The sequence below is a fragment of the Streptomyces sp. NPDC048361 genome (assembly GCF_040651795.1).
Classification (GTDB): Bacteria; Actinomycetota; Actinomycetes; order Streptomycetales; family Streptomycetaceae; genus Streptomyces.
Window position 1 is genome coordinate 22,126 of sequence record NZ_JBEZKW010000070.1, and the last position, 12,136, is coordinate 34,261.

Below are 12,136 nucleotides of genomic sequence, written 5' to 3' on the forward strand. Positions count from 1 at the left end.
ACCCGCACCCCACGAGACCGCACAAGGAGACGACCGGTGGTCAGCAGCGAACAGCGTCGGCGCCAGCTCGCGCGCGAGAAGTTCGAGCGGCAGCAGCAGCGCCGGGAGACGGCCCGGCGCAAGGCCAGGCGCCGCAACACGGTCATCGCGGCCACCCTCGCGGTGGTCGTGGCGGCGGGCGGCGTGGCCTTCGCTACGGGCGCGTTCTCCGGCGACGGCAAGAAGAAGTCGGACAGCGCGGCCCCTTCGAACAGCCCGTCGCCGTCGGCCAGCTCCACGCCCGAGCCGAAGATGGCCGTGGACACCAAGGCCACGTACGACATGGCGTTGAAGACGAACGCCGGGGACATCACGTTCGCGATGGACGCGGCGAAGACCCCGCACACGGTGAACTCGTTCAAGTACCTCGCCGACAAGGGGTTCTTCAACAACACCAAGTGCCACCGTCTGACCACGCAGGGCATCTTCGTGCTGCAGTGCGGCGACCCGCAGGGCACCGGCGCGGGCGGCCCCGGCTACACGATCCCCGACGAGAACCTGACCGGTCTCGGCAAGGCGGGCGCGGACGGCACGGTGACCTACCCGGCGGGCACTGTCGCGATGGCCAATACCGGCCAGGCTCACACCGGTGGCAGCCAGTTCTTCCTGGTCTACAAGGACAGCAAACTGCCGCCCACCTACACGCCGTTCGGCACGATCGACGCGGCCGGCCTCAAGGCCGTCCAGGACGTCGCCAAGGAGGGTGTCGAGGGCGGAGCGGGCGACGGTGCCCCCAAGAAGGCCGTCACCATCGAGAAGGCAGCCGTCACCAAGAAGTGACGCGTCCGGGCGCCCGGCACCGAGCGTGAACCGCTGAATTCGGCCGCGCTGAGTGCGGACAGCCGGGCGGCCGGTCGCCTAGATTGGCGTTGTGCAGCGCGGGCTCGTCTTCGCGCTGTGGAGGGCGGGCGAGGCCCGCCGGGAAACTGTGGACGATGCCCCGGGGGAGGAACCCCCCGCGCAGGCATCATGTGGAGGAGGCGCTGTGAGCAGCGACCCGTGGGGCCGCGTCGACGAGACGGGCACCGTGTATGTGCGGACAGCCGAGGGCGAAGTGGTCGTCGGATCGTGGCAGGCGGGCTCTCCGGAGGAGGCGCTGGCCTACTTCGAGCGCAAGTACGAGGGCCTGGTTGTCGAGATCGGCCTCCTCGAACGACGGGTGAGGACCACCGACCTGTCGGCGAAGGACGCGCAGACCGCCATCGGCCATCTGCGCGCGCAGGTGGACGAGCATCACGCGGTCGGTGACCTCGACGCGTTGCGGGGGCGCCTCGACAAGCTCGTGTCGACCGTTGAGTCGCGGCGCGAGGAGCGCAAGGTCCAGAAGGCCAAGCAGACCGACGAGGCCAAGCACGCCAAGGAGGCGCTGGTCGCCGAGGCGGAGGAGCTCGCGCAGAGCGAGCAGTGGCGCTCGGCCGGCGAGCGGCTGCGGGCTCTCGTGGACACGTGGAAGGGGCTGCCGCGCCTGGACCGCAAGTCCGACGACGAGCTGTGGCACCGCTTCTCGCACGCCCGCTCGGCGTTCTCCAAGCGCCGCAAGGCGCACTTCGCGTCGCTCGACGCGCAGCGCGAGGACGCCCGCAAGGTCAAGGAGAAGCTGGTCGTCGAGGCCGAGGCGCTCTCCGGGTCGACGGACTGGGCCACGACGGCCGCGCGCTACCGCGATCTGATGGCGGACTGGAAGGCCGCGGGGCGCGCGCAGCGCGAGGCCGAGGACGAGCTGTGGAACCGTTTCCGCGGTGCGCAGGACGTCTTCTTCGCGGCGCGCAGCGGGGTGTTCGCGGAGCGCGACGCCGAGCAGGTCGAGAACCTGAAGCTCAAGGAGGAGCTGGCCGTCGAGGCCGAGAAGATCCTCCCGGTGACCGACTTGAAGGCGGCGCGCGCCGCGTTCCGCTCGGTCAACGAGCGCTGGGAGGCCATCGGCCACGTGCCGCGGGACGCGCGTCCCAAGGTCGAGGGCCGGATGCACGCCGTGGAGCGGGCGATCCAGGAGGCCGAGGAGGCCGAGTGGCGCCGCACCAACCCGGAGGCGCGGGCGCGTGCGGCCGGCCTCACGGGCCAGCTGCAGGACGCCGTCGACAAGCTGCACAAGCAGATCGATGCGGCGCGGGCGGCGGGCAACGACAACAAGGCGGACAAGCTGGCGCGTGAGCTGGAAGGCCGCCAGGCCCTCCTCGATCAGGCCCTGAAGGGCCTTGAGGAGTTCGGCGGCTGACCCCGCCCCCACCATGGGGAGGCCCCCGGATCCATCTGGCTCCGGGGGCCTCCCCATACCCCGCCAAGCCGCCCCGGGGCTCCGCCCCACACCCCGAACGCGCCTGAACGGCGCTCGTCCTCAAACGCCGGACGGGCTGAGGTGGCCTCACCGAGCCACCCTGCCAAGACCCACCCCGCCAGCGGCGCGGGGAACTGCGCGAGCAACCCCGCACAGCCCCGCACCCGAGTCGCCGGCCGCTAGGGCCGACGCGCGGACGTCACCCGGTACACGTCGTACACACCCTCGACCCCCCGCACCGCCTTGAGCACATGCCCGAGGTGCTTGGGGTCGCCCATCTCGAAGGTGAAGCGCGACGTGGCGACCCGGTCGCGCGAGGTCTGCACCGCCGCCGAGAGGATGTTGACGTGCTGGTCGGACAGGACGCGCGTGACGTCCGAGAGCAGCCGCGACCGGTCCAGCGCCTCGACCTGGATGGCCACCAGGAAGACGGAGGACTGGGTCGGCGCCCACTCCACCTCCAGGATCCGCTCCGGCTGCTGGGACAGCGAGTCCACGTTGACGCAGTCCGCCCGGTGCACCGAGACGCCGCTGCCGCGGGTGACGAAGCCGATGATGGGGTCGCCCGGCACCGGCGTACAGCAGCGCGCGAGCTTGACCCACACGTCGTCGACGCCCTTGACGACGACACCCGGGTCGGCGTTCTTGCGCCGCTTGCTGCGGCCGCGTGAGGGCGGCGCCGACTCGGCGATGTCCTCGTTGGCCGCCTCCTCGCCGCCGAGCGCCTGCACCAGCTTCTGCACGACGCCCTGCGCCGCGACATGGCCCTCGCCGATCGCCGCGTACAGCGAGGAGATGTCGGGGTAGCGCATCTCGTGGGCGAGGGTGACCAGCGAGTCACCGGTCAGGATCCGCTGGATCGGCAGGTTCTGCTTGCGCATGGCGCGCGCGATCGCGTCCTTGCCCTGCTCGATCGCCTCGTCGCGGCGCTCCTTGGAGAACCAGGCGCGGATCTTGTTGCGGGCGCGCGGCGACTTGACGAAACCGAGCCAGTCCCGCGAGGGCCCCGCGCCGGCCGCCTTGGAGGTGAAGACCTCCACCAAGTCGCCGTTGTCCAGGGTCGATTCGAGCGGCACGAGCCGCCCGTTGACCCGTGCGCCTATGGTGCGGTGGCCGACCTCGGTGTGGACGGCGTATGAGAAGTCGACCGGGGTCGAGCCGGCCGGGAGCGCGATGACGTCGCCCTTGGGCGTGAAGACGAAGACCTCGTTGCGCGAGAGGTCGAAGCGGAGCGACTCCAGGAACTCGCTCGGATCCTCGGTCTCCTTCTGCCAGTCGAGCAGCTGGCGCAGCCACGCCATGTCGTTGAGGTGGTCGTCCTTGCCGGTCTTCCTCGGTGCGTCGGTGCGCACCTTGGACGCGCCGGCGGACGGATCCTGCTTGTACTTCCAGTGCGCGGCGATGCCGTACTCGGCGCGGCGGTGCATGTCGAACGTACGGATCTGGAGCTCTACCGGCTTGCCGTTGGGGCCGATCACCGTCGTGTGCAGCGACTGGTACATGTTGAACTTGGGCATCGCGATGTAGTCCTTGAACCGGCCGGGGACCGGATTCCATCGCGCGTGGACCGTGCCGAGCGCCGCGTAGCAGTCGCGGACCGTGTCGACCAGGACCCGGATGCCCACCAGGTCGTAGATCTCCGCGAAGTCACGGCCGCGGACGATCATCTTCTGGTAGACGCTGTAGTAGTGCTTGGGGCGGCCGGTGACGGTCGCCTTGATGCGGGCCGCGCGCAGGTCGGACTGGACCTCGTCGGTCACTATGGCGAGGTACTCGTCGCGCTTGGGGGCCCGCTCGGCGACCAGCCGCACGATCTCGTCGTACATCTTGGGGTAGAGGATCGCGAAGGCGAGGTCCTCCAGCTCCCACTTGATCGTGTTCATGCCCAGGCGGTGGGCGAGCGGCGCGTAGATCTCCAGGGTCTCGCGCGCCTTCTTCTCCTGCTTCTCGCGCTTGAGGTACCGCATGGTGCGCATGTTGTGCAGGCGGTCGGCGAGCTTGATGACCAGGACGCGGGGGTCCTTGGCCATGGCCACGACCATCTTGCGTACGGTCTCGGCCTGCGCGGCGTCGCCGAACTGGACCCGGTCGAGCTTGGTGACGCCGTCGACGAGCAGCGCCACCTGGTCGCCGAAGTCGCGGCGCAGGGTGTCGAGGCCGTACTCGGTGTCCTCGACGGTGTCGTGCAACAGGCCCGCCATCAGGGTGGCCGGATCCATGCCGAGCTCGGCGAGGATCGTCGTCACCGCGAGGGGGTGGGTGATGTACGGGTCGCCGCTCTTGCGCTTCTGGCCGCGGTGCCAGCGCTCGGCGACCTGGTAGGCCTTCTCCACCTGACGCAGCGTGGCGGTCTCGATCTTGGGGTCGTTGCCGCGCACTATCCGCAGCAGCGGTTCGAGCACCGGGTTGTACGCGGAGGAGCGCTGCACGCCCAGACGGGCGAGGCGGGCGCGGACCCGGTTGGAGGAGCCCGCGGAACGGGACACCGCGCCGGCCGGCACCACGGGCTTCGCGACGGGCGCCGGAGCGGGGGCCCCGGCCGCGGTCTCGACCGGGGTCTCGGCCTTTTCGGGCGCCGCGGGCTTCGGCTCGGCCGCGGGCTCTGAGGGCGTGGCCGGGGCCGCCGCGAGCTCTTCGCCCTTCTTGTCGGGCTCCTTGTCGGGCTGCGCGGCGGAGAGTGGCTGGGCCTCGTCTGGCAAGAGCGCTCCTCTGGGGGTCCCCCCGGACGGAGTCTGGGGGAGGGTCCGGGTCCCCGGTCAGGCCCGGATGTACATGGTATCGAGCCACGGGGCCGCGCTCTCCCTCGGCCGGGCGGCGCGGGCTCCACGCGCCCCTCGGCCGGGCGGCGCGGGCTCCACGCGCCCCTCGGCCGGACGTGGCCGACGGGATGTGGTCACGAGAGGTGGTGCGTGGAGCGGATGTGACGGTGGTGGCTGGACAGAACCGGTTGCCTGGACCAACAGCGAAGGCGGGCGCCGGATTCCTCCGGGCCCGCCTTCGGTGGCGCCGTACCGTCCGCTCAGACGGTGCTCACACCAAACGGTGCTCACACGGTGATCAGGGCGTCCAGCGGAGCGCCGTCCAGGACGGCCTCCAGGCGCTGCCGACCGTTGAGGAAGCCGAGCTCCATCAGGACCGCCACCCCGGCGACCTCGGCTCCGGCCCGGCGGATCAGCTCGACCGACGCCCCGGCGGTGCCGCCGGTGGCGAGCACGTCGTCGATGACCAGGACGCGGTCGCCCGCGCTGAGGTCCTCGGCGTGCACCTCCATCTCCGCGGTGCCGTACTCCAGCTCGTACGCCTGCTTGAGGGTGGCTCCGGGGAGCTTGCCGGCCTTGCGTACGGGGATGAAGCCGATCCCGGCGCGGACCGAGACGGGGGCCGCCAGGATGAAGCCACGCGCCTCCAGGCCGACGATCTTCGTCGCGCCGTGCCGGACGCACAGCGCGGCGAACGCGTCGGTGAGGGCCGTGAACGCCTCCGGGTCCGCGAGCAGCGGCGTGATGTCCTTGAACATCACGCCGGGCTTCGGGTAGTCCGGCACATCACGGATGCGGCTGAGCAGCAGCCCGACGGTCTCGGTGGAGACGCTGGTCATCGGCGCTTCCCCCGGTTGTTGCGGCTCGGCTGGCGGCGCTGGCCGACGACCGCGCCGGCCGTCTCGCCGCCGTCGTCCTCGGCGTCCTCGGCGTCCTCGGTGAAGGATGCCGCGTCCTGCGGCCCCTCCTCGCTCTCACCCTTCTCGGCGGCCGCCGCGCGCTTGGCGAGCACCCGCTTCTTGAGGGTCTTCATCTCCGGCATGGTCTCCTTCAGGTCGGCGACCAGCGGAGTGGCGATGAAGATCGAGGAGTACGCGCCGGCCGCGAGGCCGACGAACAGCGAGAGGGAGATGTCGTTCAGCATGCCTGCGCCGAGGACACCGCCACCGATGAACAGCAGGCCCGCGACCGGCAGCAGCGCCACGACGGTGGTGTTGATGGAACGGACCAGGGTGCCGTTGAGGCTCTTGTTCGCCATCTCGCTGTAGGTGAGGCGGGTCTGCTTGGTGATCCCCTTCTGGCCCTCCTTGAGTCCGTCGAAGACGACGACGGTGTCGTAGAGGGAGTAACCGAGGATCGTGAGCAGACCGATCACCGTGCCCGGGGTGACCTCGAAGCCGACCAGGGCGTAGATGCCCACCGTGATCGTGAGGTCGTGGATCAGGGCGACCAGGGCCGCGAGTGCCATCCGCCACTCGAAGGCGATGGCCAGGTAGATCACCACGAGGATCATGAAGACGATCAGGCCCGTCCAGGCCTTCTTGGCGATCGTCTCGCCCCAACTCGGGCCCACCAGGTCGGCGTTGATGGTGTTCGCGTCGACCTTGAGGTCCTTCGCGAGCTCCTTCTTGATCTGGTCGGACTTGGCGGTGTCGATGCCGCCGATGGTGATGCGGATCGTGCCGTCGCCGAGCTTCTGGGCGATCGCGTCGTGACCGGAGGCCGTTTGGGCCGCGCTCTCCGCCTGCGAGGCGGACATCGAGGTCTTGGGGGTGGTGAAGGCCGCGCCGCCCTCGAACTCGATGCCCATCGTCAGGCCCCGCACCGCCAGGCCCACGATGGCCGTGATGGTGATCAGGATCGAGATGCCGTACCAGATCTTCCGCTTGCCGACGAAGTCGTAACCGACCTCACCGCGGTACAGCCTGGCGCCGAGAGTGCCGAGCTTCGACATCTCACGCCTCCTTCGGGTCGACGGGGGCGGAGGTGGTGCGGCGGGCGCGGCGCAGCGGGGGCTTGGCGCCGAGCCGCTTCGGGTCGAGCCCGGACCAGGGGTGGCCGCTCGCGAAGAACTTGCGGCGGGCCAGGAGCGTCATCACCGGCTTGGTGAACAGGAAGACGACGACGACGTCGAGCAGGGTGGTCAGACCCAGCGTGAACGCGAAACCCTGGACCTTGCCGACCGTCACGATGAACAGCACCGCGGCGGCCAGGAACGACACGAAGTCGGAGACCAGGATGGTGCGCCGGGCGCGCGGCCAGGCACGCTCCACGGCGGGACGCAGGGTGCGGCCCTCGCGGATCTCGTCACGGATGCGTTCGAAGTACACGATGAACGAGTCCGCGGTGATGCCGATGGCGACGATGGCGCCGCAGACCGCGGGCAGGTTCAGCGCGAAGCTGATGGTGGGGCCGAGCAGCGTCATGATCGCGTACGTCAGGATCGCCGAGACGACGAGGCTGAGGATGGCGATCATGGCGAGGCCGCGGTAGTAGGCCACCAGGTAGATGATGACCAGTGCGAGGCCGATGGCACCCGCGATCAGACCGGCGTGCAGCTGGTCGGCGCCGAGGGCGGCGGTCACGGTGGTGACGCCCTGCTCCTGGAAGGAGAGGGGCAGCGCACCGTAGGAGAGCACGTTGGCCAGGTCCTGGGCGGATTTCTGGGTGAAGCTGCCGGAGATCTCGGCGGAGCCGCTGAGCGTGGAGCTCACGGTGGGGGCCGAGACGACCTGGTTGTCCAGGGTGATCGCGAAGCGGTTGTTCGGGTACTGCTGCTGCGAGAGCTTCCCGGTGATCGCAGCGAACTTCTTCGAGCCGCCGCCGGTGAAGTCCATCTGAACGATCCACTGGCCGTTCTGGTTGATCACGGCCTGCGACTTGGCGACGTCGGTGCCGTCGACCTCGGCCGGGCCGAGGATGTACTTCTCCGAGCCGTCCTGGCTGCACGCCACGGTCGGGTCGGTGGGCTTGGATCCCTCGCCCGCCTTGGCGGCCTGGCCCTTCTTCGGGTCGCAGTCGAGCGCGGTGAACTGCTGCTGCAGCTTGGCGGCGGCCTGCGAGTCGGCGGAGGAGGGGGGCGGCGTGGGGCTGCCGGACTTGCCGGCGCTCGGTGTCGGCGACGCCTTCAGGGCGTCGGTGACGGCGCGGCCCTGCGGGGTGCTCTTGGCACTCGGCGTGGCCTTGCCCGTGGCGCTGGGCGTGGCCTTGGGCGTGCCCTTGCCTCCGGCGCTCGGCGTGGCCGACGGGCTCGGGGTACCGCTGGGAGTGGGCGTCGGCGTGCCCTGGGCGGCCGTCAGGACCGGCCGGAAGTACAGCTTGGCGGTCTGGCCGACCTGCTGGCGCGCCTGCTCGGAGTTCGTACCCTTGGGGATGTTGACAATGATGTTGTCGCTGCCCTGGGTCTGAACCTCGGCCTCGCTGACACCAAGACCATTGACACGGCGGTTCATGATCGAAACCGCGGTGTCCATGTTCTTCTTGTTGACCGCCGACTCCTGGCCGGGTTCGGACTTCGCCTTGAGCGTGATGCTCGTACCGCCCGCGAGGTCGATGCCCAGCCTCGGCGTGGTGGTGTGGGAAAGGAACATCCCACCGGTGAGCGCGACCATGGCGATGAGGATGAAGGCCAGGGCACGGCCCGGCTTGCTCTGACCCCCCGCCGCCGGCCTTCGGCCCTTGTTCGGTGCTGCCACCTTGTCGTTTCTCCCTGTCCAACCGCCCGGCGCCGGGTGTGCGCGCGGACGGCCACGAAGTGTTGTGGGGACGTCCCCCGCGGAAGTGGGCTCGCTACGGGGACCGCGGGCGCCGGTCGGGCGCCGTGCGGTCCCGGTGCGTGACTACTTCGCTGCGGCCCCGCCGTCGGCCTTGCCGTCCTTGCCGTCCGTGCCTTCCGCGGGCGTGGCGGCGTCGGCGTCCTTCACCTCGGCGGCCCCGTCCTTCTTGCCCAGGTCGATCTTCGCTTCGTCGGCGACCTCGGCGTCGGCCTCGGCTGCTTCGGTGGCAGCGGTCAGCGACGAGGCGTCGTCCGGCACCTGCGGAAGCTCTTCCTCGGTGTCGCCGTGCACGATGCGGTTGTACTCCGCGTCGCTCAGGACCGCGCCCACGGAGTTCTTGGCGTAGACGGCGTGGACGCCGGGCGCCACCTCCAGGAGGACCGTCTCGTCACCGACCTCCTTGACCGTGGCGTACATGCCACCGATGGTGCGGACACCGGTGCCGGGCTGCATCTCTTCGCGCATGGCCGCTGCGGCCTGCTGCTTCTTCTTGGTCGACCGGGTCATCAGGAACATGGCCCCGATAAGCAAAACCAAGGGGAGGAGGGTGATAGGGCTCACGGGACGGAACTTCCTTCGCATGACCACACGCGGAGCGCGGCCTGATCTGGGGGTGGGTACGCCGGCCTGGAAGGGCGGCATCGGCGGAGTCTAAGCGAGTCCGCACAGATGGAACAACGCCCAGCATCCCACCGGGGTTCCGCCGGGTGCGACCCTCCGCGCCGTCACGCCCTGAAGAGCCCCTGTTGTCCGCTTCCTGCGGGCCCGCCGCCCTGCTGCGGCGGTACGAGGCCGAGGTGGGCCCAGGCCGCGGGGGTGGCCACCCGGCCGCGCGGGGTGCGGGCGAGCAGACCCTCGCGCACCAGGAACGGCTCGGCCACTTCCTCCACGGTCTCGCGCTCCTCCCCCACCGCGACGGCCAGGGTGGACAGGCCCACCGGACCGCCGCCGAACAGCTTCAGGAGGGCCTGGAGCACCGCCCGGTCGAGGCGGTCGAGGCCGCGGGCGTCGACCTCGTACACCCCGAGGGCGACCGAGGCGATCTCGGGGGTGATGACGCCGTCGGCCTTGACCTGCGCGTAGTCGCGGACCCGGCGCAGGAGGCGGTTGGCGATGCGGGGGGTGCCGCGGGAGCGGCCGGCGATCTCGGCGGCGCCGGCGGAGTCGATCTCGACGTCGAGCAGCCGGGCCGAGCGGTGGATGACCCGCTCCAGCTCGGAGGGCTCGTAGAACTCCATATGGCCGGTGAAACCGAAGCGGTCACGCAGCGGGGGCGGCAGCAGGCCGGCCCTCGTGGTGGCGCCGACCAGGGTGAAGGGCGGCAGTTCGAGCGGGATCGCGGTGGCGCCGGGGCCCTTGCCGACGATGACGTCGACCCGGAAGTCCTCCATCGCCATGTAGAGCATCTCCTCGGCGGGCCGTGACATCCGGTGGATCTCGTCGAGGAAGAGGACCTCGCCCTCCTGGAGGGAGGAGAGGATCGCGGCGAGGTCGCCGGCGTGCTGGATCGCCGGGCCGCTGGTGATGCGGATCGGGGCGCCCATCTCGGCCGCGATGATCATGGAGAGGGTGGTTTTCCCGAGGCCGGGGGCGCCGGAGAGCAGGACGTGGTCGGCGGTGGCGCCGCGGGCGCGGGCCGCGCGCAGGACCAGGTCGAGCTGTTCGCGGACCTTCTCCTGGCCGACGAACTCCTCCAGGTCCTTGGGGCGCAGGGCGGCTTCGACCGCGGTGTCCTCACCGTCGGCGTCGGCCCCGACCAGGCGGTCGCCGGGGCCATCGGCGGGCGCCGACAGATCCGCCGTGTCGGAGCTGTCTTCCCAGTTCATGCGGTGTGCCTCGGATCGTGGTCGCGGTGGGTGGTGCGGGGTGGTGCCAGGTGTGGGCGGGGAGCGGGCCCACTGCGGGGTCCTGCGGGCTTCGGGTGGGGTCGCGCGGCTCGGGTGCGGGGTCTTACGGGTTTCGGACGTCGGACGGGGTCGCGGCTCGGGTGCGGGGCCTGCGGGTGTCGGGTTCGCGGCTCGGGCGGCTCGGGTGCGGGCCCAGTCTCCTGTGCCGCGACCCCGGCTCAGCGGGCCCGGTTGAGGGTCTGCAGAGCGGCCTTGAGCAGGGCGCCGATGTTCGGCGAGTCCGCCGCCTCGGCCTGCGGCGCCACCGCGGCGACCGCTTCGTCGGCCTCACGGGTCGCGTAGCCGAGCCCGATGAGGGCCGCGTGCAGCTGGTCGCGCCACCCCGAGGTGACCGGGGCGCCGACGGCCGGTGCGCTGCCGACGGGCGCGCCGAGCCGGTCCTTCAGCTCGATGAGGAGCTTCTGGGCGCCCTTCTTGCCGATGCCGGGCACGGCGGTGAGCGCCTTCTCGTCGCCGGTGGCGAAGGCGCGGCGCAGCGCGTCCGGTGTGTGCACGGACAGGACGGCCTGGGCGAGCCGGGGGCCAACACCGTTGGCGGTCTGCAGCAGTTCGAAGACCTGCTTCTCGTCGTCGTCGGCGAAGCCGTACAGGGTCAGCGAGTCCTCCCGTACGACCAGGGAGGTGGCGAGCTTGGTGTGCTGGCCGATGCGCAACTCGGCCAGGGTGTTGGGCGTGCACTGGAGCGCCATGCCGATGCCGCCGACCTCGACCACCGCGGCGTCGGGTGCGAGGGCGGCGACCGGGCCGCTGACGAAGGCGATCATCGGGTGACCTTCCGTACGGAGTGCTGGGCGTGGGCCTGCTGGAGTCTGTTGAGGGCCGGGGCGCGCCAGATGTGACAGATCGCCAGGGCCAGGGCGTCGGCGGCGTCGGCCGGTTTGGGCGGTGCGTCGAGCCGGAGCAGCCGGGTCACCATGGCGCCTACCTGGGCCTTGTCGGCACGGCCACTGCCGGTGACGGCGGCCTTGACCTCGCTGGGGGTGTGCAGGGCGACGGGGATGCCGCGGCGGGAGGCACACAGCATGGCGACCGCGCTGGCCTGGGCGGTGCCCATCACCGTACGCACGTTGTGCTGGCTGAACACCCGCTCCACGGCGACGAATTCGGGCCGGTGGGCGTCGAGCCACTCCTCGATGCCGCGCTCGATGGCGACGAGGCGGTGGCCCAACTCGGCGTCCGCGGGGGTCCGCACGACGCCGACGCCGAGCATCGTCAACGGCCGCCCCGCGACCCCCTCGACCACGCCGACACCGCACCGGGTCAACCCCGGGTCCACACCCAGTACCCGCACCGAGCTCCCTCCCTGATCCTTGCCGTCCTGTCCGCAGGCTATCCGCTGCCACTGACAACGGCGGCGGGCCGATGGGACGTGTCCGTCCC

10 protein-coding genes are annotated in these 12,136 nt (G+C 70.9%); 2 read left to right on the plus strand and 8 right to left on the minus strand.

Annotated features, from left to right (window positions below; genetic code table 11):
• The first annotated feature begins 36 nt into the window (after window positions 1–36).
• Both AB0D31_RS29595 and AB0D31_RS29600 read left to right on the plus strand, forming a co-directional pair.
• Window positions 37–819 carry a peptidylprolyl isomerase gene (locus AB0D31_RS29595; RefSeq protein ID WP_362728776.1) on the plus strand — a complete coding sequence of 261 codons (783 nt, stop codon included), beginning with the start codon at window positions 37–39 and terminating at the stop codon, window positions 817–819.
• Window positions 820–1,024: 205 nt separating this feature from the next.
• Window positions 1,025–2,254 (plus strand): DUF349 domain-containing protein, encoded by a 1,230-nt coding sequence (locus AB0D31_RS29600; RefSeq protein WP_362728778.1) that lies wholly within the window; start codon window positions 1,025–1,027, stop codon window positions 2,252–2,254.
• Window positions 2,255–2,493: 239 nt separating this feature from the next.
• On the opposite strand, the gene AB0D31_RS29605 is transcribed toward AB0D31_RS29600, so the two are convergent.
• The 8 genes from AB0D31_RS29605 to ruvC form a co-directional block, all read right to left on the minus strand.
• A complete protein-coding gene (locus AB0D31_RS29605) occupies window positions 2,494–5,013 on the minus strand; it encodes a bifunctional (p)ppGpp synthetase/guanosine-3',5'-bis(diphosphate) 3'-pyrophosphohydrolase (RefSeq protein ID WP_362728780.1) in 2,520 nt (839 codons plus the stop codon).
• A gap of 347 nt (window positions 5,014–5,360) precedes the next feature.
• Window positions 5,361–5,912, minus strand: a complete 552-nt coding sequence (locus AB0D31_RS29610) for an adenine phosphoribosyltransferase (RefSeq protein ID WP_362728782.1) — start codon at window positions 5,910–5,912, stop codon at window positions 5,361–5,363.
• Entirely contained in the window at window positions 5,909–7,027 is a 1,119-nt protein-coding gene (gene secF, locus AB0D31_RS29615) for a protein translocase subunit SecF (protein ID WP_362728783.1), read from the minus strand. Before secF ends, AB0D31_RS29610 begins: the two co-directional genes overlap by 4 nt.
• A 1-nt stretch (window position 7,028) precedes the next feature.
• A complete protein-coding gene (gene secD / locus AB0D31_RS29620) occupies window positions 7,029–8,768 on the minus strand; it encodes a protein translocase subunit SecD (protein ID WP_362728785.1) in 1,740 nt (579 codons plus the stop codon).
• 144 nt (window positions 8,769–8,912) lie between these two features.
• On the minus strand, window positions 8,913–9,410 hold the full coding sequence (yajC, locus tag AB0D31_RS29625; RefSeq protein ID WP_362728787.1) for a preprotein translocase subunit YajC: 498 nt from the start codon (window positions 9,408–9,410) through the stop codon (window positions 8,913–8,915).
• Window positions 9,411–9,574: 164 nt separating this feature from the next.
• Entirely contained in the window at window positions 9,575–10,675 is a 1,101-nt protein-coding gene (gene ruvB / locus AB0D31_RS29630; protein ID WP_362728789.1) for a Holliday junction branch migration DNA helicase RuvB, read from the minus strand.
• A gap of 239 nt (window positions 10,676–10,914) precedes the next feature.
• Window positions 10,915–11,520, minus strand: a complete 606-nt coding sequence (gene ruvA / locus AB0D31_RS29635) for a Holliday junction branch migration protein RuvA (RefSeq protein ID WP_362728791.1) — start codon at window positions 11,518–11,520, stop codon at window positions 10,915–10,917.
• The gene (gene ruvC, locus AB0D31_RS29640) at window positions 11,517–12,047 is read right to left on the minus strand and encodes a crossover junction endodeoxyribonuclease RuvC (protein ID WP_189962195.1); all 531 of its coding nucleotides are present in this window, start codon (window positions 12,045–12,047) and stop codon (window positions 11,517–11,519) included. The genes ruvA and ruvC overlap by 4 nt, the downstream gene beginning before the upstream one ends.
• Between the last annotated feature and the right edge of the window lie 89 nt (window positions 12,048–12,136).